Raw genomic sequence first — 24,873 nt, forward strand, 5'->3', positions numbered from 1 at the left:
GATCTGGTACGGGGTCTCGCTCGGAGCGACCGAAGCGGGCGCGGGGACCACGTGGTCGAGCCGTGGCAGGGAACCGGGAAGGCCAGGCGTGCTGGGGTGCTGTTTCACAAAACGGTCCCTTCCATGAGCCGGCGAACGCCAAAAGGTCTGGACCACTCTCTCGTGAGACTGATGGAACAATCCACCCCATGGCGGAAATCATCCAGAAGGACGGCACGTGGGCCTTCGACGGCGACGCCCTGCGGCTGACCCCCGGACGGGACAAGAACGTCAGTCCGCTGCGCAGGGAGTTAGGTGAACTGATCGTCCCGCTGGGGGCGTTGGCAGGGATCTCCTTCGAGCAGGGCAAGAAGGCGGGGCGGCTCAGGCTTCGCCTGCGCGAGGGCGCCGACCCCCTGCTGCACGCCACCGGCGGCCGGCTCACCGAGCCCCACGACCCGTACCAGCTGATCGTGGAGTCCGACCGCTACGGCGTCGCCGAGTACTTCACGGACGAGGTCCGGAACGCCCTGCTTCTCGACCAGGTCTCCGCCGACCCGGTCGACGCGTACCTGCTGCCGGGCCCCTCCGTCCCGCTGTCGGTCTCCGCCGGAGACGGCACCGCCGGGTTCGACGGCGAGCGCATACGCCTGGAGTGGAACTGGAAGACGGAGGACGCCAAGGCCGCCGCCGGTGCCCGCACGCTCGCGCTCACCGACATCACTGGCGTGGAGTGGCAGCCGGCGGCCGGCCTGGAGAACGGCTACCTCCGCTTCACCGTGCGGAACGCGCCCACCAAGGCCCCGCCCAAGTACGACCCCAACGCCGTGGAGCTCTGGGGCTTCAAGAAGGATCCGCTGATGGCGCTGGTCGCGGCGGCGGTCCAGGCCAGACTTCCGCACCCGGCCCGGGCCGCCGCCGGCGACGTGGTGGACGCGCGACCGGAACTGCCTTCTCCTCCGGTCGCGTCCGCCGAGGACGATCACGACGCCCTGCTGCGCCGCCTGCGCGAGCTCGGTGAGCTGCGCAGCACGGGCGTGCTGACGGACGAAGAGTTCGCGCTGGCCAAGCAGGCGATCCTCAAGCGGATGTGACGGCCCCGGGGCGCTACTTCGCCCGGCGCGCCACCGTGAAGTGGTCCACCTGGTCACCGGTCTCGGAGATGCCGCGCACCTTGAGCGTGGCCAGGCGTCCCTTCGGCGCGGGGGTGACGTCCACGCGCAGGAAGGAGTAGTCGAGGTAGCGCACCCGGGACCAGGTGACGGTCTCGTTCTGCTTGCCGCCCTTGACGTTGACGAACGAGGACACGGAGTCCACGTCGTGCTCGTTGCCCTCGTACGACAGCGGGGCGCTGAACGCGTAGAGGCTGCGGCCCGCGGCACCGGCCGTCACGTACACCACGCCGTCGGTCTCGGGGTAGGCCGTGCCGCCGATCGGGAGCTTCCGGGTGACCTCGCCGTCCTTGATGACGTCGGTGCGCTCGTACTGGTGGTTGTGGCCGTTGATGACCAGGTCCACGGTGTACTTCTCGAACAGCGGCACCCACTCCTGCCGGACTCCGCCCTCGGAGGCGTGGGAGGTGGAGGTGCAGTAGGCGCAGTGGTGGAAGAAGACGACGATGAAGTCGATGTCGCGCGCGGCCCGGTACTTCGTGAGCTGGGTCTCCAGCCACTTGGTCTGGGTGCCGCCGGAGATGCCCAGGTTGGCCGGGATCTCGAAGGAGATGTCGTTGGCGTCGAGCGAGATGACGGCCGTGTTGCCGTAGACGAAGGAGTAGACGCCGGGGAGGTTCCTCTGGTCGGGGCCGTTGTCCGGGAGGGTCCAGCGGGCCTCCTCGCCGCCGTAGCCGCTCGGCGAGTACCAGGCCTCCATGTCGTGGTTGCCGTAGGCGGGCATCCACGGGACGGACTTGGCGACGGACTCGGTCTGGGCGAGGAACTGGTCCCACACGCGCGAGTCGAAGCCGGTGTCGTCGCTCCTGCCCTGGCCGGTCGGGTCGCCGTACGCGATGTCGCCGGCGTGCAGGTGGAAGGCCGGGTTCTGGCCGAGGATCAGACTGTTGTTGGCGAGCGCGTGGTAGCTGGCGCCCTCGTCGCCGAAGGCCGTGAAGGTGAAGGGCGCCTGGTACGCGGGGGCGGTGGTGAAGGTGCCGAGGGTGCCCAGCAGGTGGGGCTCGGCCGGGTCGAAGCCCTGGTGGCCGACGCCGTAGTAGTACGTCCGGCCCGGGCGCAGGTGGGCCAGCCGGGCGTGGACGTAGTACTGGGTGTGGTTACCGCTCGCACCCACACCGGCCGGCGTGAAGAGAGTGCGGACCTCGGCGTCGATCTTCCGGGAGAGGTCCCAGGGGTGGGCGCCGACCCGGATGAACGGCTTCCTGACGGCGACCGGGACCTGCCAGGAGACGGTCATCTCAGTGCGCGGGTCGGTGCCGTAGGCGAGGTGACGGCCGAAGGGCGCCACATGGGCACCGTCGACGGTCTCGATGCCGGTCCGCCCGCTCGGAACGGCGGCCTGGGCGGTGGCGCCCGGTACGAACGCGCCACCCGCGACGGCGCCGAGCGTGACGGCGCCGCCTCTGATCATCGTGCGCCGGGAGAACCTGGCGCGCAGGTACTCGTGCTGCTCGGCCATGCTCATGCGCTCGGCGAGCCGCTCGGGTACGCCCATACGAGGAATGTCCATGGCGTCCAAAAATCGACGCCTCGGGCAACGAGATACCGGCTGCCCGGTGGATGCCTACGAACAAGCGCTCATGACGGGTTCAACGTTCTCCCAAGGGATTCCAACAGGCACCTGCCCGAAACCGGGCAGAATTCTTGCGTAAGCGTCGCCGGTGCCTCAGGATCTACCGGGTGCACGACGAACTCGTTGATCATCTGACGCGGTCCACCCCCCTCAACCGGGGCGAGGCGCTGCGTGTGATCCAGGACGTGCTCGCCTACTTCGACGAGACGACCGAGGAGTACGTCCGTCGCCGCCACCGCGAGCTCCAGGCCCAGGGCCTGGTGAACGCGGCGATCTTCGAGCGGATCGAGGCGGATCTCAAATATCGCGCGGTGGCGCCGCCGGAGCTCTCGCTCCGGCAGCTGCGGCGCATCGTCTACGGCTGAGGAATACGTATACATGTGCGGAATTGTCGGTTACATCGGGAAGCGTGACGTCGCTCCCCTCCTCCTGGAGGGCCTCCAGCGCCTGGAGTACCGCGGCTACGACTCCGCGGGCGTCGTCATCACGTCCCCGAAGGCCTCCGGCCTGAAAATGGTCAAGGCCAAGGGCCGCGTCCGCGATCTGGAGGCCAAGGTCCCGGCCCGCTTCAAGGGCACGACCGGCATCGCCCACACCCGCTGGGCCACCCACGGCGCGCCCTCCGACGTCAACGCCCACCCGCACCTCGACCACGAGGGCAAGGTCGCGGTCGTCCACAACGGCATCATCGACAACGCCTCCGACCTGCGCCGCAAGCTGGAGGCGGACGGCGTCGAGTTCCTCTCCGAGACCGACACCGAGGTCCTCGTCCACCTCATCGCCCGCTCGCAGGCCACCAAGCTGGAGGACAAGGTCCGCGAGACCCTCCGGCTGATCGAGGGCACCTACGGCATCGCCGTGCTGCACGCCGACTTCCCCGACCGGATCGTCGTCGCCCGCAACGGCTCCCCGGTCGTCCTCGGCATCGGCGAGAAGGAGATGTTCGTCGCCTCGGACATCGCCGCGCTGGTCGCCCACACCCGCCAGATAGTCACGCTGGACGACGGCGAGATGGCCACCCTGAAGGCCGACGACTTCCGCACGTACACCACGGAGGGCACCCGCACCACCGCGGAGCCCACCACCGTGGAGTGGGAGGCGGCCTCCTACGACATGGGCGGCCACGACACCTACATGCACAAGGAGATCCACGAGCAGGCCGACGCCGTGGACCGCGTGCTGCGCGGCCGCATCGACGACCGCTTCTCCACCGTGCACCTGGGCGGCCTGAACCTCGACGCCCGCGAGGCCCGCCGGATCCGCCGCGTGAAGATCCTCGGCTGCGGCACCTCGTACCACGCGGGCATGATCGGCGCCCAGATGATCGAGGAGCTGGCCCGCATCCCCGCCGACGCCGAGCCGGCCTCGGAGTTCCGCTACCGCAACGCGGTCGTCGACCCCGACACCCTCTACATCGCCGTCTCCCAGTCCGGCGAGACCTACGACGTCCTCGCCGCCGTGCAGGAGCTCAAGCGCAAGGGCGCACGGGTCCTGGGCGTGGTGAACGTGGTCGGCTCCGCGATCGCCCGCGAGGCCGACGGCGGCATCTACGTCCACGCGGGCCCGGAGGTCTGCGTCGTCTCCACGAAGTGCTTCACGAACACCACGGTCGCCTTCGCGCTCCTCGCCCTGCACCTGGGCCGCACCCGCGACCTCTCGGTCCGCCACGGCAAGCGGATCATCGAGGGCCTGCGCAAGCTGCCCGCCCAGATCGCCGAGATCATGGAGCACGAGGAGGACGTCAAGAAGCTGGCCCTGCAGTTCGCCGAGGCCCGCTCGATGCTCTTCATCGGCCGCGTGCGGGGCTACCCGGTGGCCCGCGAGGCCTCCCTGAAGCTCAAGGAGGTCTCCTACATCCACGCCGAGGCCTACCCCGCCTCCGAGCTCAAGCACGGCCCCCTGGCCCTGATCGAGCCCGCCCTCCCCACGGTCGCGATCGTCCCCGACGACGACCTCCTGGAGAAGAACCGCGCCGCAATGGAGGAGATCAAGGCCCGCAGCGGCAAGATCCTCGCGGTGGCCCACCAGCACCAGGAGAAGGCCGACGAAACCATCGTCGTCCCCAAGAACGAGGACGAACTCGACCCCATCCTGATGGGCATCCCCCTCCAACTCCTGGCGTACCACACGGCCCTGGCCCTGGGCAGGGACATCGACAAGCCCCGCAACCTGGCCAAGTCAGTAACGGTTGAGTAAGTGCCCTTCTTTTAGGGGCGCGGGGAACAGCGCGAGCAACCACAACGCACCCGCACAGGCCAAACAAGAGGACGGACCCCCCGCACTGCCACCAAGCACGGGGGGTCCGTTTTCATCACCGGGAAGCCGCCCAACTCCCCAGCCTGCGCGGCTAACCGGTGGCCGTCACTCCCCGGCCGGCAGCGCGTCGCGGAAGCACCGTGGGCCAGTGCGCGAGCGCCGCGGTGGCCGCGTACCACGCCACTGCCCCCGCAGCCACGGCGAACCACCCGCCCACCTTGGCGAGCCCGTCGTTACCGGCGAACTCGGCGATCGCCGTGAGCAACAGGGCGACGAAGAACAGCCCGTAGACCACCTGACCGAGCTGCTCCCCACCCGCAAGCGTCAGAGACAGCGCCACGAGGGCGAACAACAGCAGGAAGAACCCTGCCTCATTGCCGGCGGCACCCGCCGACACGGCCCAGGTGAACCACAGCGCCCCGAGCACCGAGAACGCCGCCCCACCGACGGAGTCCCCGTCCCGCAGGGCGATCAGCCCGGCGACGAAGAGGGCAACGCCGCCCACGTACCGGGCGATTGACACGGCGTCAGCAGTCGACACCCCGTCGATTACAGCGGTATGCCCCAGCCCGAAGGCCAACAGGGTGATTCCCAGGGCGAGTCGACCGACCACGGTGGTGATTCCGCTTCCCGCGGAGACGTCTTTGTCCACGGCGGGCTCCCTTCGTGCATGTGCAGTTGTGCGGTGTCCCGTATATGCCCTTCACAAGGGCACAAACACCTCTACGCACGAGTAGATTCAAGCGTTGCACCAGGGGAGCAAGGGAGTTGGCACTCAGGGAATGACGACGACGGGCCGCTTCGCCCGCTTGGCGAGTCGCCCCGCGACGGAGCCGAAGATCCGCCCGACGATGCCGTGGGTCGACCCGACGACGATCGCGTCGGCCTCGTACTCCCGGCCGACCTCTTCGAGTTCGTGGCAGATGTCGCCGCCGCGCTCGACCAGGATCCAGGGCACCTCGGCGAGGTAGTCCGCACAGGCCAGCTCGAGACCGAGCACCTCGGTCCGGTGGTCCGGCACGTCCACGAAGACGGGCGGCTCACAGCCGGCCCACACGGTGGTCGGCAGCCGGTTGGCGACGTGGACGATGATCAGGCCCGCCCCGGAGCGATGGGCCATGCCGATCGCGTACGCCAGGGCGCGCTCACTGGACGTGGAGCCGTCGAAGCCGACGACGACCCCGTGCTTGAAGGCGGGATCGCAGGAGTGGCGTGGCTCTTCCGCCGCCAGGGGCTCGGCCGCCGTGGGATCGGCGACGGGCCGCTTGCGGTCCGCGGGTTCGAAGAATTCGTGACCGGCCATGGCTGTCTCGGGGTTGTGATCCTTTATGGGTGGGACAACAGTGTGCGGCGGAGCTGTGTCCGGGAATGGTCTTCCCAACCCCATACCCCCAAGGGTACGGCGGCACGCCTCCTTAGCCCAGATCCCGCCCGCCGTGCGTGCGGGTTCCAGGGAGCATGCACGAGGCGACGCCCGTAACGCAATGGTTGCTGCGCTGTACAGGCGGTTTGCACAGGATTCACTTACCCGTGGGGGTGATCCGGTCACACAGTGACCTGATCACCGGCCACGCGTTGAACTGCGTGAGTCACGCCACAGGGAGCACGCATGCCCGGACCTCGCCCCGCCTCCGAGGCCGACCGCGCGACCCCGCCGCCGCGGGACTCCGCGACGGAGGTGGTCCGCTGGGCGGCCTTCAGCTGCCTGCTCGTCCCGGTCGTGCTCCTCGGCTACGGCGCCTCCCTGGCCGGCGCCGTCGGCACGGCCCTCGGGCTCGCGGCCGTCACGGGCGCCTGCCGGGTCCTGCTGCGCCAGTCCGAGCGCGGCGCGGCCCGGCTGGCGGCCGAGGACCGGGCGCCCCACCGGGGTCGGCACCACCGCACCGGAACGGGGTCGCACCGTGGCGGACGGCACACTGGCGGGGATACACCGGTCGGCTGACCGGTTTTCGCGCACGCGCACGCTGCTTTTCAGCCAACTTCTCGCACCCGTGCATCACCCTCCCTGACGGCCCCGCAAGCCCCGTTCGACCTGCACGGAAAGGACCTCAGGGGTGCTGCGCACCCTACGCGGATTGGCCACTGCGACAAGGCGCACTTCCCTGCACGCCCCACGAGTGCAACGCTTCGTGATCGAATGCTTCACGCCAAGTTGCCAAGTCGACAATGTGCCGAGTGCCGAACCGGCCACTGCGGCGCAACGGGACACAGTAGATTCGATCTTGACTGTCTACGGCGGGGGACTCGTGCAGGACCGAGGGGAAACGTGCAGGAGCGACACAACCGAGGAGCCGCGACCACCGAGGGGGGCTTAGCAGGATGAGCCACGACTCCACTGCCGCGCCGGAAGCCGCGGCCCGGAAGCTTTCCGGGCGACGCCGCAAGGAGATCGTCGCGGTGCTGCTGTTCAGCGGCGGTCCCATCTTCGAGAGTTCCATACCGTTGTCGGTGTTCGGGATCGACCGCCAGGACGCCGGCGTTCCGCGCTACCGACTGCTGGTGTGCGGCGGCGAGGACGGCCCACTGCGGACCACAGGGGGCCTCGAACTCAGCGCACCGCATGGCCTGGAAGCGATCTCGCGCGCGGGCACGGTCGTCGTACCGGCCTGGCGTTCGATCACTTCTCCGCCACCGGACGAGGCGCTCGACGCGCTGCGCCGGGCACACGAGGAGGGCGCCCGCATCGTCGGGCTGTGCACCGGCGCCTTCGTCCTCGCGGCGGCGGGCCTGCTGGACGGCCGACCCGCGACGACACACTGGATGTACGCGCCGACGCTGGCGAAACGCTATCCGTCGGTGCACGTCGACCCGCGGGAGCTGTTCGTCGACGACGGCGACGTACTGACGTCGGCCGGCACGGCCGCGGGCATCGACCTGTGCCTGCACATCGTGCGCACGGACCACGGCAGCGAGGCGGCAGGGGCCCTGGCCCGGCGCCTCGTCGTACCACCGCGCCGAAGCGGCGGCCAGGAGCGCTATCTCGACAGGTCTTTACCAGAGGAGATCGGCGCCGACCCGCTCGCCGAGGTCGTCGCCTGGGCGCTGGAGCACCTCCACGAACAGTTCGACGTGGAGACGCTGGCGGCACGCGCGTACATGAGCCGTCGTACGTTCGACCGCCGCTTCCGCTCGCTGACCGGGAGTGCCCCGCTGCAGTGGCTGATCACGCAGCGGGTCCTCCAGGCGCAGCGCCTGCTGGAGACGTCGGACTACTCGGTGGACGAGGTGGCGGGGCGCTGCGGCTTCCGGTCGCCGGTCGCCCTGCGCGGGCACTTCCGCCGCCAGCTGGGCTCGTCGCCGGCCGCCTACCGGGCGGCGTACCGCGCCCGTCGTCCCCAGGGCGAGCGGCCGCAGGACACCGAGGCCGCCCCGGGCGGTCCGGGGTCCGGCATGCCCGGCCACGGGGGGCATCCCGGCCAGCCGGGCCAGCAACCCGCCTCGATGCACCCGGAGCACCCCGTCCCGCTCCAGTCCCGCCGTACGGCGGCGGCGAGCGCGGTCGGATCGCCCCCGGCCCTGTCCGCGTCGGCGTCGAGCGCGTCCGACAACGGGCGGGAGGCGTACGTACCGACCCGGGCGAGTCTGCCGGGACAGCGCAGCGCGACGTGATGTGAGCCGGTGACCGGGCCCGCACGGAGGAACACCCTCCGCGCGGGCCCGGCGCTGCGTCGGGGCGGGCGCGCCCCTGGCCACGAGCGGGCGCGCCCTTTGGCCACAAGGTCACCGCACGCTCGGCTCAGCCCGGGGCGGCTCCCCGTAAGGTTAGACACATGAACGATCGCATGGTGTGGATCGACTGCGAGATGACCGGCCTCTCGCTGTCGGACGACGCGCTCATCGAGGTGGCCGCCCTCGTCACCGACTCCGAGCTGAACGTGCTCGGCGAAGGCGTGGACATCGTCATCCGGCCGCCGGACCGGGCGCTGGAGACGATGCCGGATGTGGTGCGTCAGATGCACACCGCGTCCGGGCTGCTCGCCGAGCTGCCGGACGGCACGACGCTGAAGGACGCCGAGCAGCAGGTCCTGACGTACGTCAGGGAGTTCGTCAAGGAGCCGGGCAAGGCCCCGCTGTGCGGCAACTCCGTCGGCACGGACCGCGGCTTCCTGCTGCGTGACATGCCGACGCTGGAGGACTACCTGCACTACCGGATCGTCGACGTGTCGTCGATCAAGGAGCTGGCCCGCCGCTGGTACCCGCGGGCGTACTTCAACAGCCCGCAGAAGAACGGCAACCACCGCGCGCTCGCCGACATCCGCGAGTCCATCGCGGAACTGCGCTACTACCGCGAGGCCGTCTTCGTCCCGCAGCCCGGGCCCGACTCGGACACCGCGAAGAAGATCGCCGCGAAGCACGTGCTGCCTGCCCAGTAGCCGTGCCGGGGGCCCGCGGAGGGGCGCCGCGAAAGCCGGGCGCGAGCACCCCTTCGGACCCTGTACACTTTTTCTCGGCCGGTCGGGGAACTTACTGATCTCCAAGCCGGTCATGGTGGGTGTAGCTCAGCTGGTAGAGCACCTGGTTGTGGTCCAGGATGCCGCGGGTTCGAGTCCCGTCACTCACCCTTACCAAAGAGGCCGGTGACCTGCGTTGATCAGGTCACCGGCCTCTTTCGTATCCGCCGTGGCCACACCGGTGGCCACCCGGGATCTTGAGAAGCTTTCTACCTTCCACCCATGGCGAGCATCCGCAAGCGCGTCCACAGGTACGGCAGCACCGCACATCAGGTCCGGTGGCGTGAGGGCGGCTCCCGCGAGGGAGCGCCACAGTCCGAGGTCTTCGGCTCCGAGCCGGAGGCCGTTCAGTTCAAGGCGCTCGTAGACGCCCCTGGACAGCACTGGCCCACGGGGTGGGTCAAGGGCGAGGGCGTCGTCCAGCCCAGCGAGGAAGAGAAGGACAAGAGCGTCGTGTCCTTTGCCACGTGATCGGAGCACTTCGTGGAGACCCTGACCGGCGTGGAGGTCCGCCCCGGCACGACTGGGCGGGTGCACGCCCTCGCCGGAAACGGGAAGGCCACCATCAGCACGGGCGCCACCACCGTCGCCCCGAACATGACGGGGCCGACGGTCGACGTCACCAGGACCACTCCCCCGTGGAAGCCCGCAACGCCGAAGCCGACACCCGTATTGCCGCCGACCTTCAAGGCCGTCAGCACCGCCCTGACGCCTCCCCTGATGTGGTGTCGGCCGCGTACGCCCGGAGCCGGAAGAGGCCGCCAAGAGCCCGCAGAAGCCCACGGCGGACGAGGTCGTCCGAGGGCTCTACACCGTCCTCGGGGACAGGCACCCAGCAACCCGGCATATCGTTGACGCCCTCCGTCAGAACGGACTGCCGCACAGTGAGGGCACTGCCCGAGAGCCCCGAAAGCGGGTCGAGACGGGAGAGCCGGAGTTGAAGGCGCTGCCGCCCGCCTGACGGTTACGGGAGGGGAGCCGCAGCTCAACCAGTGCGACGCGTACGTCATCGAATTCGGAACCCGCCTCGTGGCGGATCCGACATGATGCAAGGAGGCTCCGCAGCAGGAGGAACAGCGTGGCTGCGGCCAGGTGGATGTGTGAGGCATGTGGTGCAGCACTGCCGGGGCGATCCGATCCGATCACGTTTCGGCACGCCCGACTCGTGACCCATGAGATCAAGGCCGTGCCCTGGGTGGCCCACCAACACGGCACGCCGACGTCCAGCCCTGCCGCGCTCGGCTCTCAACGGACGCCTCACGGGTGTATGGCGTGGATCTCTGTGACTGCCCTGGTCGTTGGCCTGATCACCTTCGGCATATGGCACGACGATGAGTACTGCCATCGGAATCCTGGATCCGGGCCCAACATGCGTGTCAACAGGCCCTGCTACGAAGTCCTCGCCGAATCAAGCACCTGGAGGGCGGTGACGGGCGAGATCGGTGGATGGCTGATCTTGGGGAGCATCGTCGGCTTCCTCGTCGCCTTGTGGTGGTACTTCCGGCATCACCTCCGCGAGCGGTGAGAGCGAACGAACCACTGTGAGCGACAGCCGGCCCGGCTGGGCACCGTGGCGCTGTGCCGCATGACGGCCTACATTCCCGGAGGAGCTGTCGCAGAGGGGGCGCATGGCACAGAGGAAGTACGACAACGCCACACTCGCCGGGCTGATGACCCTGTGCAGGGGCTACTGCTACTGGCCTGGGTGCACAAGCCGTGTCATCACGATGGTCAACGGTGTGCCGAAGCTGAACGCTGAGATCGCCCACATCCGTGCCATCAACCCTGGCGGGAAGCGGTTCGATGCCAAGTGGTCAGTGCCGGAGCGCAACAGCTTCAAGAACCTGCTGTTGCTGTGCGTCCCCCACCACACCACGATCGACGGCGCCAGCAGCGCCGACTACCCGGTGGAACTTCTCGAGGAGTGGAAAGCTAGCCGGGAAGGGGAAAGCGTCGAGGCGCTGGAGGGCCTGACCGGGCTGACCGAAGCCCGTCTGAGCGAGATGCTCGCCGAGGCCCAGGGTGAGTTCCTCGATCAGGTCCGCCCGGCACTGGCCGAGTTCTCCAAGACCGCCCCAGAGCTGGCCGACCTCCTCAATTCCCTGCTCGATGAGCTGGCGGACCCCCGTATCCACGGCTTCGGTATCAGCCCCGACGCCATCGAGCTGTTCAGCCACTCTGCACGGTCGTTGGGCAGCTTCGAGGACAACGTCCACGTCCTCGCCAACGCCGCCGACAAGCTCGGCGGCCTGGAGGACAGGGCCGCAGGATTGATGGAAGCCGCGAGGCGGTTGCAAGCCGCTGCGTCCGCGATCCAAAGCGCTATCGCCGACATGCCACGAGGCCGCTGGTAAGCCGGACCTCCGGATTCACACGACTTGACGGAATTAAGGGCGAAGGGCCTCGATCACCGAGGCCAGAAGCTCTTCCGGCATCTCGATGTCGCGAGGGCCGAGAAGGCACCCGGGCCAAGGCCAAGCGGGTGCTGATGCCTGCTGCCTGACCTCGGAGCCGGCTACCTCGGCATGACCATGCCCTGATCCGTCACCTCGTAGCTCCGCAAGCACTCCAGGTACGCAGACTCCGACACGTTGTACGGGCCGCCAGCCTGTCGATTGCAGTACTTGCTGAGGATCTGACTCCTCTGCGCTGCGGATATCCCAGCAGGTTGATTTTTCTGCTGGTTGTTTTGCGACTGACCGTCCACCTGATTCTGCACCCAGGAGTCCTGGGAAGGGGCGCCCGAGCTGCTGTCAGAACCCAGGACCGCACCGCCCAGGAAGAACGAGGCGACGGCAACGGCGACGACGCCGCCCCACAGGGCCGCCGGCCGCTTCCACCAAGGCCGCTCCATCGCCGCCAGGATGCGCTGGTACTCCGGGTCGCTCTCGTATTCGTCTCGCCGCCGGTACCGAACCCGTTTCACGGCAATCCCCCTCAGAGCCCGACCGGCATCCCCTAGTGCACGAAGAGTCGGGCGGCACAGGGTACCCATGAGGCATACACGAGTTCCACACGTATGCCCCAACTGTGATCTGGCTGCTCAGAGCGTCATGACGGCCGTCGGCACATGGCCGTCTGGCGCCCCGAGCCGGAGCGCCAGACGGCCGGCTCACTCAGCTCTCGTCGTCGGCCTCCCAGACGCCTGCGACCTCGGTGGAGGCACCGAGCCATCTACAAGGGGCGCCTGTGGCGGGAGGTGTTGGCGGATTTCAGCCAGTTCGGCGGACGTGATCAAACCCGAGGTACGCAGCCTCTCAAACAGATCGACCCGTGTTACCACCTTGCCGAGGTCCGGCATCTCGGAGCCCGAGAACTTGAGGATCAACGCAGCTTGCAGGTGGGATTTCAAATGGTCTTCATCGACCTCTTGAAGCAACCGAATGGCCTGGTCCGTATCCCTCTCTACCTTCATGTCCTCACGGAGCCCTCGACTCTGAGACTCCATATGGCGCAAGGCGGCATCAGCGCGCTTGTGGAACAAGGTGCCGATCGCCACGGTTAGCAGTCCCGCCACGCTGGAAACGATCGAAGCGTACTGATCACCGATGGTGTCAGCGCGAAAGATGGCGAGACCGATCCCAGTGATCAGAATGCCGCCGCCGATGATCGAAGCGAACAGGCTCACGTAGAAGCTCGCTCGCGCCTGCGTGAGCCCATAGCCGTAGTACCGGATCAGAAGCTTGGTGAACTTGGCACTGTCCTTCTCCTCCGGCGTCGGAGGCTCGGCGGGAGTGCCCTCCGGCATAAGTTCTTCGGTCAGCGCGGCCCGTTCTCGATCGACAGCCTTCCCGAACCTGTTCGTCACGAGGGCCGAAAGCCCAGTGGCTACGGCTCCGACTACTGCCGCGATTACTCCTACGACTCCTGGTTCCACCCCTTGATCCTGTCAGGGACTTCATGCCTTCGGGACGGTTTCGGCCTGACCGGTCACCCGTCACCACACGCGCGTGAGGGGGTGAGCCGGCCGTGTCCCGAACCTTCTCCGCCGAGGACGAGGAGCGCCTCCGTCTGCTCCACGCTGACGACATCAGTCACAACGAGATCGCCCCCCAGTTGGAGTGGTCCCGGATCTCGCGGAATGGTCCATCGAGAGGGCCCAGACTTCACGACCGCAGCGGTTCAGGCTCTGAACAGCGCCGTCAAGCTCGCCGAGTTCGATGCCGAGCACGACGACAAGAACCCTGTCGGCCATCGACCGGTTCCTCCAGGCCGCCATGGGCGAGAAGCCCGAGCAGGACGTGCAGGCCATGGACCTCCGCAAGAGCCACCCGGCCAACGAGCTGCTCCGCAAGCACGGCGTCGGTGACGAGATCAAGGGCCACCCTGACGGCTACGCCACCGCATGCCCCGGCGATGCCCTGTACACGCGGCTCAGGAAGGGCGCTCCCCGACCTGGAGGGACCCAGCCGGCCAATCCCTCGGCGAAGCAGTACGAGCCCTACCCGGGCGCCACCTTCTTCATGAAGGGCTCCAGGCCCGCCCTGGGGAAGTCCTAGCCCATCTTCACGGCCATGGGCAAGTGTCTCGTGGCCGTCGGCTGTGGGAAGTACAAGGTCGGTCCGGGTCCGGTCCTAGGCCAGGCCGACATCGACTCGTACGAAGCGTTCCAGCGCTGGCATGAAACACCAACGCCCCCCGATCTCCCTCGTGGAGGTCGGGGGCGCTTTCGTCGTTTCCTAGGGAGAATGCCGCTGTGGATGCGGGACTTGCGGCCGTCTTGGGTGCGGCCATCGGTGGACTCACGGCTTTCGGCACCAGTTGGTTCGGATTCCGGGCAGCGCGCCTTCAACTACAGCACCAGGAGTCGGAGGCAGCGCGCCAGCGCCGGTTCGAGAGCCTCACGGAGAGGCGCGGCCCCCGATCACAGGCGTACGCGGACTTCATCGCGGCTGGCCAGGAGCTGATCGACTCCATGTATGGTCCGAAGGAGGATTTCCTCACCCAGTTCGAGACGCTTCAGGCCCACATCCGCAAGCGCCGATCAAACATCGCCATCGCGGGGCCGGACTCCGTGGTTCAGGCTGCGGGTGAGTTCGCGGACGAGGTCAGGAAGTTCAGAAACGAACTGGCGCGCGGGGCCATTCGCGGCCATCCCCTACACCATAAAGGGAGGTTCGAACGTCCACTGGACGGTTTCGCCAAGGCCGCACGGACCGCCCTTGAGGACGACGGTGATGAGACCGGATCAGGATGAGAGCGGGAGTTCGGTCAGCATGACCGCGTACACCGGTGAGTCCGGGAAGGGCTGGCGCTCGCCGACCTTCCGGAAGCCCCAGGACTCGTACAGCTCCTGGACCTTGGGGTGCGTGACGTCCACCAGCAGGACGGCGAGGTCCTCGTCCCGGTCGTTCAACAGGGAGTGGGAGAGCAGTTCGGCCAAGCCCTGCTTGCGGTAGGCCTGGCGGACGGCCAGCTCGGAGTAGGAGAAGGTCCGGGACTTCGCCGGCGCCTCGTCCAGGCACTCCCGCCACCACTCGCGGCCCTCTACGGCGGGGGCTCCGTACGCGAAGCCCACGGCCTCGTCGCCGTCGTACGCGATCACGCAGGAGTAGCTCTCGCGGGAGCCCCAGTGGTCGACGAACCAGGGGAAGCGCTTCTTGAAGTCGTCCTTCATCGCTTCGCCCTGGGCGTCCGCGTGAATGTCGATGAGCGTTTGCCGGATCTGCGGCAGGTCGTCATGCGTGTAGTGACGGACGTCCAAGTCGGCCATCAGGCTCGGCTCCATTCGGCTCGGTAGCGGTCTCCCCACTCTTGTGCGACGGCCGCGTCCGGTGCAAGGGTGATCAAATCCCGGTAGAAGTCACCCAGGAGCGACCGCATCCGGCCGGGGAGCGGGTTGCCGGACATCAGCTCGAAGACCAAGGCGGCCGTGGAGCACGCCTGCTCGACTTCGCGCTGGTGGACCTGGGCCAGGGCGAGCCGCGTGGTGGCCAGCGCGCGGTTGCGGCGGAAGTGCTTGGGGATCGCGGCCAGCGCCTGGTGGGAGGCGGCCTCGGACTCTGGAGCGTCCCCGATCCGGTCCCTGACGATGGCCTTGATCGCGGTCAGTTCGGCCACTCCGTAGAAGCTCACCCAGCTCGGCCGGGGCTCATCCTCGGAGGTCTTCTCCATGGCCTCCTGGGCGTACCCCAGGGACCTGATGGCGGCCTGGCGGTCACCGACGTTGGCGTGAGCCAGCGCCGTACGAGCGTGCGCGAGCGACCCGTAGAAGGGATCCCGCCGGGCGATGGTCGTCGCCTGGGCTGCATACCCAGCGTCGACGGCCTCGGTGTACTGGTCCCGCTGGCGGGCGAGCATCGCGTAGGAGTTCCAGACTCGCATTTCCACGACAGGATCCTTGGCCATCCCGGCGAGGTACAGGGCACGGTCCAGGCGGCTCTGGGCCCGGTCGAGCTGGCGACCGTCGATGGCTGCCCAAGCGGCTGTGGCGGTGTAGTTGGCGGCCACGGAGAAGAGGCGCTGGCGGATGCGCTGGGAGGCGGCCAGCTTGATCTTGTCGAGGGCCTCGTCCGCCCCGGCGAGTGCGGCCCGCTCCAGCCCCTCGTGGCCTCCCCGGGCGGCGTCCAGGGCCATCAGGGCATCCAGGCCGCTGCGCAGGCGGATCACATCCGAGGTGCCGACCGAGGTCGGCCGAGAGTCCTGGACAGGCCTCACGACGGCAACGGCGGTGCCGGTGGTGGCAGTGAGGAAGTTCCTGCGCCTCACGGGTGGCTCCGGTTCGGTGGTGGAACGTCTTGCCGCGGGCGGGCTGAAGCCCAGCTCTTCGGCCGTACATCCGAATACTGCCTCTAAGGCTTCCCTCTGACGCGGGTGAGGCCAGCGGGTTTTTCCGGTCAGCCAGTTCCGGACGGTCCGGTCGCTCACCGTGCCCTCGTGGCCGTGCAGGCGTAGGTACTCGTTGACAGCTTCGGCCAACTCGGCCTGCTTGAAGCCCGCTTCCTGCATAGCGCTGGCGAGGCTCGCGTTCCCCTCCACGTACCCACGGTAGCCACTGATGTCCCATCAGTGATGGCAAGAGCCGAGAAATTTCCGCTTGGGCGTGATGCACACCCGGCCGACTTTTCCTCCTCGGGAGACACGAGCGGTCGTTGACTGAACCAAGGCCGTCGTACACCGACACCCCTGAGGTTCAGATGATCGCGTCAGCGAAGCCGCATCACACGGGACACCCCGGATACTCCGAGACGCTCCCGGGTCTGAAGGAGAGCGCCGAGACTGCCCGCAAGCTCGTACGGACGGCTCTGGCCGCTTGGCACCTGGAGGAGCTGACGGACACCGCGATACTGCTCGTCTCGGAGCTGGTGACCAACGCGGTCAAGCACACCAACAGCCGCGTGATCCGGGTCGTCGTCACCAGACCTGGCGAGCGGTTCGTGCGGATCGGCGTGGTCGACAAGGCCCGCGTGCTGCCGGAGCTGGCCAAACCCAGTGACGACCTCCTCACCAGCGGCCGGGGGCTCCTCCTGGTCGATGCCCTGGCCGAGCGCTGGGGCACCGACCTCTACCGATGGGGCAAGCAGGTCTGGGCCGAGGTGTTCTGTGAGCCGGTCCGGTGACCGAGGAGAAGCCCAGAGCTTGGGTCGGCGACCAGGTGTACGACGCCAGCGCGGGCAAGGAAGGCATCGTCAGCGACGTAAAGCGGGACGGGACGTACATCCTGCGCGGGGTCCACTCGTTTGCCCTGAGGTGGACGGCCCCGAGCGCCGAAAAGCTGACCGTCACCGTCCCGCGCCTGGAGCGCGTCAAGAAGGAGCGAGAGGCGTAATCGTGAGAGCAGCGCGTTCCCCTGGCTGAGCGGCCTCACGGAAACGAGCAGGCGTACGAGTTCCTGGACGAGGTGATCAGGGCGGCTCAGGACGCCGGGACCCACACAGCTTTTCTCCACGCGCTGGACGTTCTCGTGGACCAGCATGGAGCCACGAGCGCACTCCCTCACGGGGTCATGCCGTAGAGGCTCCCCCGCCCCCCCATGAGGGCAGAGAAGAGCCCCGGTCGTCTGCGGACGGCCGGGGCTCTGTCAGGGAATGATGATCGTCCCGTCGTGCGCCATCCCGGCGTTCCACGGGAGGTTCGATTCGTCGAGGTCATTGACCGACCCCGTCCAAGCGGGAGCGACTGGCCAAGCAGTTCCGCCCTCCTGAAGGTATTGCAGGGCGTACAACGTGGACGGGTTGGCGACCCTGATCATGCACCTGTCCGGGAAGACCGAACTGAACCCGACATGCACAGAGGCAGCGCGGGGCAGCTGCTGTCAGGGCTCGCCGCCGGCCGGCGGTGGATGTTCGTGCCGGACGCCGTGGATGTCATGCGGCGTTGTCCGGGGCGCCGGGCGCCGAGCTTCGCCACGCCGTCGTCAACTCCGCCACGGTCGTGAAGCGTTCGGGCGGGTCCGGGCGCGTGGCCCGTTCCACGAGCGTCAGTTGGGCCGCCGTGCCCCGCCAGGTGGGCTCCTCGTCGGCCGTGCTCAGCAGGAGGCGGATGGCGCGGCCCAGGGCGTGCACGGTGGTGCGGGTGTCGATCGTCGAACCGCGTTGCCATTCCTCCGGGGCCATGAAACGCCGTGAGCCGGGCAGGCGGTCCGCCTGGAGCACGAACGGGCCCGGGCGGTATTCGTCCAGGTCGATCAGGTGGAGTTCGCCGACGTCGAAGTCGTAGAGGAACGCGCCGTCGTAGAGGTCGACGGCGACGAAGCCCGCGGCCTCCACCGCCAGGTGGGCGTCCAGGAGATGGTCGACGGCGCGCAGGACCCGGGGGGACGGGGAGGGCTTGGAAGCGGGCCGGAGGGCCGGTGTGCCGTAGCCGCGCGGGCGTGTACATGGACTCCCCGCGGCGCCAGGGCATCACCACCGCCGTGTGCCCGTCCCCGACCGCGAAGCGGTGCGGCTGGGGGACGATCGCCGGATGCCGTACCGCCCGGTGGAAGACCCAGGCGCGGTTGAGCGAGTGCCGGGCGGCGTCGGTCGTCGCCTCCTTCACGAACCAGCGCTCCCCGTCGGCGAGCCGGACCCCGTACGACACGCAGCCCGAGTCCTGGTCGCGGAAGGCCCGGAAGACCTCGCCCACCGTGCGCAGGTACGGCTCGGTCCGAGCGACCTCGGCGATGTCCAGCAGGGGGTGCGGCGTCACGACGACGCGCGGGGCACCAGCTCCGTGGCCAGGACCACCTGCCGTCGGTCCAGCCCCCGGGACGCCAGGGGGCGGCGGTCGGCGACCTCGGTGAGGAGGAGGTCTATCATCCGCCGGCCCATCACCTCGATGGGCTGGCGGACGCTGGTGAGGGGCGGCTCCATGTGGCGGGCGATGGCGGAGTCGTCGTAGCCGACGAGCGCCACGTCGTCGGGGATGCGGCGCCCCGCCTCGCGCAGCGCCTGGCGGGCGCCGGCCGCGGTGACGTCGGAGGCGGCGAAGACCGCGTCCAGGTCGGGACGGCGCTCCAGCAGTGCCGCCATGGCACGGCTGCCGCCCTCCTCCGTGAAGTCGCCCGGCTCGATCAGCGCCTCGTCCACCTCGTGGCCCGCGTCGCTCAGGGCGTCGCGGTAACCCTCGATGCGGCGCTGGGCGCCGTAGACGTCGAGGCGGCCGGTGATGTGGGCCACCCGGCGGCGGCCGCGGGACAGCAGGTGCTCGACGGCCTGGCGGGCGCCGCCGTAGTTGTCCGAGTCGACCGACGGCAGTGTCTCCGCGGCCGATCGCGGGCCGCTGATCACCGCCGGGATGTCCAGCTGGGCCAGCAGGTCGGGCAGTGGATCGTCCGCGTGGACCGAGACCAGCAGGACGCCGTCCACCCGGTGGGCGGCCAGGTACTGGGCGAGGCGGCGGCGTTCCTTGTCGCTGCCCGCGAAGATCAGCAGCAGCTGCATCTCCGTGTCGGACAGCTCCGCCCCGACGCCCTTCAGCATGTCCGAGAAGTACGGCTCCGCGAAGAACCGGGTCTCCGGCTCGGGCACCACCAGGGCGATCGCGTCCGTGCGGTTGGCGGCCAGGGCGCGGGCCGCGGTGTTCGGGACGTAGCCGAGCTCGGCGACCGCCGCCTCGACGGCCGCGCGGGTGGCGTCGCTGACCCGGGGCGAGCCGTTGATCACCCGGGACACCGTGCCGCGGCCGACACCGGCGCGCGCCGCCACCTCTTCGAGGGTGGGCCGGCCACCGCTTCGGCCCCGCGCTCCGTGGCTTGCCATGGGCTCCGCCTTCCCGTCCACACCCGCACTCTGCGGCTGGCCTGGAATTTAACAGGCTTGTCAGCTGTAGTGGCCGCTGCCGAGGCCCGCCGTCCCCGGCCTTCCGCTTCCGTCGGCGAGCCGGTCCGGCTGGCTTGATACCGCCGCCCGGGGGCCGCAGCGGACCCCGGCCCGGGTCCAGTTAACGGCCCGATAACTGAACGCATCTCTCGCTGTCCGGTCCCTTGACACCCCCGCCGCGACCGGAGAACCTTCAACACATCACTGGTGGGAGCGCTCCCACAGTACCTGACACATACACAACCCGCACGTTCCCCGCCCGAGCCGCAGCGAGTGAAAACGGGTCCAACAATGCAGTTGGCCGGGGGGTCGGCACGTCAGGGCAACAGGAGGACGACATGCGAGCACGCATCCGAACCGCCCGCAAGGCGATGGTCCTCGCGGCCGTCGCGTCGCTGGGCGCCGGGCTGCTGGCCGGCTGTGCCGACGACGGCAAGGACGACGGCTCCGACTCCCCGTCGGGCGACAGCGGCGGCAAGACGACGATCTCCGTGGGACTCTTCGGCACCATGGGCTTCAAGGAAGCCGGTCTCTACGCCGAGTACGAGAAGCTCAACCCGAACATCAAGATCGCCGAGAACGCCGTCCAGCGGAACGAGAACTACTACCCGGCGCTGCTGAACCACCTCACCACCAACAGCGGTCTGCTGGACGTCCAGGCCGTCGAAGTCGCCAACATCGCCGAGGTCACGGCCACCCAGGCCGACAAGCTCGAGGACATGTCCAAGGTTTCGGGCGTGAACAAGAGCAACTGGCTGGACTGGAAGTGGCAGCAGGCCACGACCAAGGACGGCAAGACCATCGGCCTCGGCACCGACGTCGGCCCGATGGCGATCTGTTACCGCACGGACCTCTTCAAGCAGGCCGGTCTGCCCACCGACCCCGCCGAGGTCGGCAAGCTGTGGACCGGTGACTGGGCGAAGCTCGTCGAAGTCGGCGAGCGCTACAAGTCGAAGGCGCCCAAGGGCACCTTCTTCATGGACTCCCCCGGCGGTCTGGTCCAGGCGATCCTGGGCAGCGAGAAGGAGAAGTTCTACGACGCCTCCGGGAAGGTCATCTACAAGACCAACCCGGCCGTCAAGGCCGCCTTCGACCTGACCGCTGAGGCCGCCGAGAAGGGCCTCGTCCAGTCGGTGACGCAGTTCCAGCCGAGCTGGAACTCCTCGATCGCCAACAACAAGTTCGCTGCCATCGCGTGCCCGCCGTGGATGCTCGGCACGATCAAGGGCTACTCGAAGCCGGACGCGGTCGGCAAGTGGGCCGTGGCCACCGCGCCCAAGGGCGGCAACTGGGGCGGCACCTTCCTCACCGTGCCGAAGAGCGGCAAGAACGTGAAGGAGGCCCAGAAGTTCGTGACCTGGCTGACCGCGCCGGAGCAGCAGGCGAAGCTGTTCAAGGTGCAGGGCAGCTTCCCGAGCGCCCCGTCCGCCTACACCATGCCCGAAGTGACGGGCGCCAAGAACGACATGACGGGTGACCAGGCGATCGGCGAGATCTTCGCCGAGGCCGCCAAGACCGCCCCGGTCCAGGTGATCGGCCCGAAGGACCAGATCATCATGCAGGGCCTGACGGACAACGGCGTGATCCTGGCGACGAAGGGCAAGACGGCCAAGGAGGCCTGGGACTCCGCCACCAAGACCATCGACAACAAGCTGGACCAGTGACCCGTATGGCCACCCGTCACGACACCGCCGCGCCCTCCGTGAAAGGGGGCGCGGCCCCGGGTCGCCCGCCCGGGGACGCCGCGGCCGCGGAGAAGGAGCGGCGGCGCCGGGACCGGCTGTCCCGCCGCTGGCAGCGGGACATCCGCTGGAGCCCGTACGCCTTCGTCTCACCGTTCTTCCTGCTGTTCGTCGCGTTCGGCCTGTTCCCGCTGATCTACACGGGCTGGGCCTCGCTGCACCAGGTGGAGCTCACCGCGCCGACCGACATGAACTGGGTCGGGCTGCGCAACTACACCCGGATCTTCGACGACGAGTTCTTCTGGAACGCGGCGAAGAACACCCTGACCATCGGCATCATCTCCACCGTCCCGCAGCTGCTGATGGCGATGGGCATCGCCCACATCCTCAACTACAAGCTGCGGGCCTCGACCTTCTTCCGGGTCGCGATGCTCGCGCCGTACGCGACGTCGATCGCCGCCGCCTCGCTGGTGTTCGTCCTGCTCTTCGGCCGTGACTACGGCATGATCAACTGGCTGCTCGACATGGTCGGCATCAACCCGGTCGACTGGCAGAACGACAAGTGGTTCTCGCAGATCGCCGTCTCGACGATCATCATCTGGCGCTGGACCGGCTACAACGCGCTGATCTACCTGGCCGCCATGCAGGCGATCCCGCAGGACCTGTACGAGTCCGCGGCCCTGGACGGGGCCAACCGCTGGCAGCAGTTCATCCATGTGACGCTGCCGGCGCTGCGCCCGACGATCCTGTTCACGTGTGTCGTGTCGACGATCGGCGCGAGCCAGGTCTTCGGCGAGCCGCTGCTGTTCGACGCCAACCAGGGCACCTCCGGCGGCGCGGAGCACCAGTTCCAGACGCTCGGTCTGTATCTGTACGAGCAGGGCTGGGTCGCCCAGCACCTGGGCCGTGCCTCGGCGATCGCCTGGACGATGTTCCTCATGCTGATCGTCATCGGCATCGTCAACTACGTCATCTCGCGCCGGCTGCGCGCCAGTAGTTAAGGAGTTCCGGCCGTGACGACGACTGTGACGCCCCAAGACGCCCCGCCGCCCGGCGCGGCGCCCGCGAAGGTATCCAAACGCCCCCGCCTGCCGAAGTCCGCGCGGGCCGGCGGGACGTTGCACGGCGGCCCGATCGCGTACGCGATCCTCATCGTGTTCACGATCGTCTCGCTGTTCCCGCTGGTGTGGACGGCGATCGCCGCCTCGCGTGACAACCAGCGGCTCGCACAGACGCCGCCGCCGTTCTGGTTCGGCTCGGGTCTGTTCGACAAGCTGGAGATCGCCTGGAAGGACGCCAATCTGGGTGAGGCGTTCTTCAACACCACGATCGTGGCGGGTACTTCGGCGCTGACCATCGTCTTCCTGTCGACGATCGCCGGTTTCGCCTTCGCCAAGCTGCGCTTCAGGGGCCGTGGCGCGCTGATGCTGATCGTGGTCGGCACGATGATGGTGCCGCCGCAGCTGAGCGTGATCCCGCTGTACATGATGGTCGCCAAGCTCGACTGGACCGACCAGTTGCAAGCGGTGATTCTCCCGTCGCTGGTGAGCGCGTTCGGTGTGTTCTTCATGCGGCAGTACCTGATCCAGGCGCTGCCGGACGAGATCATCGAGGCCGCCCGGGTCGACGGTGCGAGCAGCTGGCGCGTGGTGTGGCACGTGGTGTTCCCGGCGGCGCGGCCGGCGATGGCCGTGCTCGGGATGCTGACGTTCGTGCAGACGTGGAACGACTTCATGTGGCCGTTCCTGGTGCTGACCCAGATGGGCAACCCGACCGTGCAGGTCGCGATCGCGGGACTCGGCCGCGGCTACACCCCCGACCAGTCCCTGATCATGGCGGGCGCGCTGCTCGGCACGCTGCCGCTGCTGATCGTCTTCGCGATCTTCGGCAAGCAGATCGTGGGCGGCATCATGCAGGGCGCCGTCAAGGGCTGACGCCCTGTTTCCAGGGGCCGGGCCAGCGCTGCTCCGGCCCCTCCTCCCCCTCCCCCACTCCCCCCTCCACCGTCGGTCTTCACGACCTCCAATGGGAGCGCTTCCATGCCTGACTCCGAGAACCCGGCCACTGCGGTGACCTTCCCTCCCGCCTTCCTCTGGGGCGCGGCGACCTCCGCGTACCAGATCGAGGGTGCGGTGCGGGAGGACGGCCGTACGCCGTCGATCTGGGACACCTTCAGCCATACGCCCGGCAAGACGGCCGGCGGCGACACCGGTGACATCGCTGTCGACCACTACCACCGCTACCGCGAGGACGTGGCGCTGATGGCGGAGCTGGGCCTGGGCGCCTACCGCTTCTCCGTCTCGTGGTCGCGGGTGCAGCCGACCGGCCGGGGGCCGGCCGTCCAGAAGGGCCTGGACTTCTACCGCCGGCTGGTCGACGAGCTGCTGTCCAAGGGCATCAAGCCGGCCGTCACGCTCTACCACTGGGATCTGCCGCAGGAGCTGGAGGACGCGGGCGGCTGGCCGGAGCGTGACACGGCGTACCGCTTCGCGGAGTACGCGCAGATCGTCGGCGAGGCGCTGGGCGACCGGGTCGAGCAGTGGATGACGCTCAACGAGCCGTGGTGCAGCGCGTTCCTGGGTTATGCCTCCGGGGTGCACGCCCCGGGCCGGACGGACCCGGCGGCGTCGCTGCGTGCCGCGCACCATCTGAACCTGGCGCACGGGCTGGGCGCGTCCGCGCTGCGGTCGGTGATGCCGGCCCGCAACTCTGTCGCGATCAGCCTCAACTCCTCCGTGGTCAGGCCGCTTTCGCAGAGCCCGGCGGACCTGGCGGCGACCCGGAGGATCGACGACCTGGCCAACGGCGTCTTCCACGGCCCGATCCTGCACGGCGCGTACCCGCAGTCGCTGTACGAGGCGACGGCGGAGCTCACGGACTGGGACTACGTCCTCGACGGCGACCTGTCGCTGATCAACCAGCCGCTGGACGCGCTGGGCCTCAACTACTACACGCCCGCGCTGGTCTCGGCGGCCGACCCCTCGGCGAAGGGACCGCGCGCCGACGGCCACGGCTCCAGCGCCCACTCCCCCTGGCCGGCCGCGGACGACGTCGCCTTCCACCAGACGCCCGGCGACCGCACCGAGATGGGCTGGACGATCGACCCGACCGGCCTGCACGAGCTGATCATGCGCTACACCCGGGAGGCACCGGGCCTGCCGCTGTACATCACCGAGAACGGCGCGGCCTACGACGACAAGATCGACTCGGACGGCCGGGTGCACGATCCGGAGCGCGTCGCCTACCTGCACGGCCATCTGTCGGCGGTCCGCCGCGCGATCGCCGACGGCGCGGACGTCCGCGGCTACTTCCTGTGGTCCCTGCTGGACAACTTCGAGTGGTCGTACGGCTACGGCAAGCGCTTCGGCGCGGTGTACGTGGACTACGCGACGCTCGAACGCACCCCGAAGTCCAGCGCCCACTGGTACGGCCGGGCGGCCCGGACGGGCACGCTGCCGGAGGTGGAGGCGGTCTAGCCACTGCGGAGGCGGGGGGACGGGGCGCGGCACGATTAGGGGA

The 24,873-nt window shown here is 68.7% G+C and carries 25 protein-coding genes, 1 tRNA gene and 1 pseudogene; 18 read left to right on the plus strand and 9 right to left on the minus strand.

Features of this window, described 5'->3' with window-relative positions:
• Positions 1-188 precede the first annotated feature (188 nt).
• Positions 189-1,073 (plus strand): DUF4429 domain-containing protein, encoded by an 885-nt coding sequence (locus ACIBNA_RS04570; protein WP_399163789.1) that lies wholly within the window; start codon positions 189-191, stop codon positions 1,071-1,073.
• Between the two features lie 13 nt (positions 1,074-1,086).
• Here the strand turns inward: ACIBNA_RS04570 and ACIBNA_RS04575 are convergent, their stop codons facing one another.
• Positions 1,087-2,646 (minus strand): fibronectin type III domain-containing protein, encoded by a 1,560-nt coding sequence (locus tag ACIBNA_RS04575; RefSeq protein WP_399163927.1) that lies wholly within the window; start codon positions 2,644-2,646, stop codon positions 1,087-1,089.
• Between the two features lie 185 nt (positions 2,647-2,831).
• On the opposite strand from ACIBNA_RS04575, the gene ACIBNA_RS04580 reads away from it, so the two are divergent.
• Positions 2,832-3,089 (plus strand): hypothetical protein, encoded by a 258-nt coding sequence (locus ACIBNA_RS04580; protein ID WP_037673904.1) that lies wholly within the window; start codon positions 2,832-2,834, stop codon positions 3,087-3,089.
• A gap of 13 nt (positions 3,090-3,102) precedes the next feature.
• Positions 3,103-4,920: a glutamine--fructose-6-phosphate transaminase (isomerizing) gene (gene glmS / locus ACIBNA_RS04585; RefSeq protein WP_399163790.1), complete on the plus strand. Its 1,818-nt coding sequence runs from the start codon at positions 3,103-3,105 to the stop codon at positions 4,918-4,920.
• 151 nt (positions 4,921-5,071) lie between these two features.
• Here the strand turns inward: glmS and ACIBNA_RS04590 are convergent, their stop codons facing one another.
• A complete protein-coding gene (locus ACIBNA_RS04590) occupies positions 5,072-5,632 on the minus strand; it encodes a GPR1/FUN34/YaaH family transporter (protein ID WP_399163791.1) in 561 nt (186 codons plus the stop codon).
• A gap of 123 nt (positions 5,633-5,755) precedes the next feature.
• A complete protein-coding gene (locus ACIBNA_RS04595) occupies positions 5,756-6,283 on the minus strand; it encodes a universal stress protein (protein ID WP_274816553.1) in 528 nt (175 codons plus the stop codon).
• Positions 6,284-6,589: 306 nt separating this feature from the next.
• Between ACIBNA_RS04595 and ACIBNA_RS04600 the strand changes: the two genes are divergently transcribed.
• The 7 genes from ACIBNA_RS04600 to ACIBNA_RS04630 all read left to right on the plus strand — a co-directional run bounded on the left by ACIBNA_RS04600 (position 6,590) and on the right by ACIBNA_RS04630 (position 11,785).
• Positions 6,590-6,922: a hypothetical protein gene (locus ACIBNA_RS04600; protein WP_274816554.1), complete on the plus strand. Its 333-nt coding sequence runs from the start codon at positions 6,590-6,592 to the stop codon at positions 6,920-6,922.
• Positions 6,923-7,299: 377 nt separating this feature from the next.
• On the plus strand, positions 7,300-8,589 hold the full coding sequence (locus tag ACIBNA_RS04605) for a helix-turn-helix domain-containing protein (protein ID WP_399163792.1): 1,290 nt from the start codon (positions 7,300-7,302) through the stop codon (positions 8,587-8,589).
• A gap of 161 nt (positions 8,590-8,750) precedes the next feature.
• A complete protein-coding gene (orn, locus tag ACIBNA_RS04610; RefSeq protein ID WP_399163793.1) occupies positions 8,751-9,353 on the plus strand; it encodes an oligoribonuclease in 603 nt (200 codons plus the stop codon).
• Between the two features lie 115 nt (positions 9,354-9,468).
• A tRNA-His gene (locus ACIBNA_RS04615) sits at positions 9,469-9,541 on the plus strand.
• Between the two features lie 112 nt (positions 9,542-9,653).
• On the plus strand, positions 9,654-9,902 hold the full coding sequence (locus ACIBNA_RS04620) for a hypothetical protein (protein WP_399163794.1): 249 nt from the start codon (positions 9,654-9,656) through the stop codon (positions 9,900-9,902).
• Positions 9,903-10,596: 694 nt separating this feature from the next.
• Positions 10,597-10,956 (plus strand): hypothetical protein, encoded by a 360-nt coding sequence (locus ACIBNA_RS04625; RefSeq protein WP_399163795.1) that lies wholly within the window; start codon positions 10,597-10,599, stop codon positions 10,954-10,956.
• Between the two features lie 103 nt (positions 10,957-11,059).
• Positions 11,060-11,785, plus strand: a complete 726-nt coding sequence (locus ACIBNA_RS04630; RefSeq protein WP_399163796.1) for a hypothetical protein — start codon at positions 11,060-11,062, stop codon at positions 11,783-11,785.
• Positions 11,786-11,946: 161 nt separating this feature from the next.
• Here the strand turns inward: ACIBNA_RS04630 and ACIBNA_RS04635 are convergent, their stop codons facing one another.
• Positions 11,947-12,357 (minus strand): hypothetical protein, encoded by a 411-nt coding sequence (locus ACIBNA_RS04635; RefSeq protein WP_399163797.1) that lies wholly within the window; start codon positions 12,355-12,357, stop codon positions 11,947-11,949.
• 186 nt (positions 12,358-12,543) lie between these two features.
• The gene (locus tag ACIBNA_RS04640) at positions 12,544-13,239 is read right to left on the minus strand and encodes a hypothetical protein (RefSeq protein ID WP_399163798.1); all 696 of its coding nucleotides are present in this window, start codon (positions 13,237-13,239) and stop codon (positions 12,544-12,546) included.
• A gap of 352 nt (positions 13,240-13,591) precedes the next feature.
• On the opposite strand from ACIBNA_RS04640, the gene ACIBNA_RS04645 reads away from it, so the two are divergent.
• Both ACIBNA_RS04645 and ACIBNA_RS04650 read left to right on the plus strand, forming a co-directional pair.
• Positions 13,592-13,930, plus strand: a complete 339-nt coding sequence (locus ACIBNA_RS04645; protein ID WP_399163799.1) for a hypothetical protein — start codon at positions 13,592-13,594, stop codon at positions 13,928-13,930.
• Between the two features lie 197 nt (positions 13,931-14,127).
• Positions 14,128-14,628, plus strand: a complete 501-nt coding sequence (locus ACIBNA_RS04650; RefSeq protein ID WP_399163800.1) for a hypothetical protein — start codon at positions 14,128-14,130, stop codon at positions 14,626-14,628.
• Here the strand turns inward: ACIBNA_RS04650 and ACIBNA_RS04655 are convergent.
• Together ACIBNA_RS04655 and ACIBNA_RS04660 are read right to left on the minus strand one after the other, a co-directional pair.
• Positions 14,620-15,144 (minus strand): GNAT family N-acetyltransferase, encoded by a 525-nt coding sequence (locus ACIBNA_RS04655; RefSeq protein WP_399163801.1) that lies wholly within the window; start codon positions 15,142-15,144, stop codon positions 14,620-14,622. The two genes, ACIBNA_RS04650 and ACIBNA_RS04655, sit on opposite strands and share 9 nt — an antisense overlap.
• A complete protein-coding gene (locus ACIBNA_RS04660; protein WP_399163802.1) occupies positions 15,144-16,139 on the minus strand; it encodes a hypothetical protein in 996 nt (331 codons plus the stop codon). The genes ACIBNA_RS04655 and ACIBNA_RS04660 overlap by 1 nt, the downstream gene beginning before the upstream one ends.
• A gap of 428 nt (positions 16,140-16,567) precedes the next feature.
• Here ACIBNA_RS04660 and ACIBNA_RS04665 point away from each other — a divergent pair, with 428 nt between their 5' ends.
• A complete protein-coding gene (locus ACIBNA_RS04665; protein ID WP_399163803.1) occupies positions 16,568-16,990 on the plus strand; it encodes an ATP-binding protein in 423 nt (140 codons plus the stop codon).
• The gene (locus tag ACIBNA_RS04670) at positions 16,987-17,199 is read left to right on the plus strand and encodes a hypothetical protein (protein ID WP_399163804.1); all 213 of its coding nucleotides are present in this window, start codon (positions 16,987-16,989) and stop codon (positions 17,197-17,199) included. Before ACIBNA_RS04665 ends, ACIBNA_RS04670 begins: the two co-directional genes overlap by 4 nt.
• 538 nt (positions 17,200-17,737) lie before the next feature.
• Here the strand turns inward: ACIBNA_RS04670 and ACIBNA_RS04675 are convergent.
• Positions 17,738-18,560: pseudogene (locus ACIBNA_RS04675) on the minus strand (serine/threonine protein kinase).
• A complete protein-coding gene (locus ACIBNA_RS04680; RefSeq protein ID WP_399163805.1) occupies positions 18,557-19,612 on the minus strand; it encodes a LacI family DNA-binding transcriptional regulator in 1,056 nt (351 codons plus the stop codon). The pseudogene ACIBNA_RS04675 and the gene ACIBNA_RS04680 overlap by 4 nt, the downstream one beginning before the upstream one ends.
• Positions 19,613-20,010: 398 nt before the next feature.
• Here ACIBNA_RS04680 and ACIBNA_RS04685 point away from each other — a divergent pair, with 398 nt between their 5' ends.
• The 4 genes from ACIBNA_RS04685 (at position 20,011) to ACIBNA_RS04700 (ending at position 24,830) form a co-directional block, all read left to right on the plus strand.
• Positions 20,011-21,336 (plus strand): extracellular solute-binding protein, encoded by a 1,326-nt coding sequence (locus ACIBNA_RS04685; protein WP_399163806.1) that lies wholly within the window; start codon positions 20,011-20,013, stop codon positions 21,334-21,336.
• Between the two features lie 5 nt (positions 21,337-21,341).
• Positions 21,342-22,355, plus strand: a complete 1,014-nt coding sequence (locus tag ACIBNA_RS04690) for a carbohydrate ABC transporter permease (protein ID WP_399163928.1) — start codon at positions 21,342-21,344, stop codon at positions 22,353-22,355.
• A gap of 12 nt (positions 22,356-22,367) precedes the next feature.
• Positions 22,368-23,288, plus strand: a complete 921-nt coding sequence (locus ACIBNA_RS04695; RefSeq protein ID WP_399163807.1) for a carbohydrate ABC transporter permease — start codon at positions 22,368-22,370, stop codon at positions 23,286-23,288.
• 105 nt (positions 23,289-23,393) lie between these two features.
• On the plus strand, positions 23,394-24,830 hold the full coding sequence (locus tag ACIBNA_RS04700) for a GH1 family beta-glucosidase (RefSeq protein WP_399163808.1): 1,437 nt from the start codon (positions 23,394-23,396) through the stop codon (positions 24,828-24,830).
• The last annotated feature ends 43 nt before the right edge of the window (positions 24,831-24,873 follow it).

The sequence above is a fragment of the Streptomyces sp. NPDC050164 genome, assembly GCF_044459945.1.
GTDB classification, from domain to species: Bacteria; Actinomycetota; Actinomycetes; order Streptomycetales; family Streptomycetaceae; genus Streptomyces; species Streptomyces coeruleorubidus_A.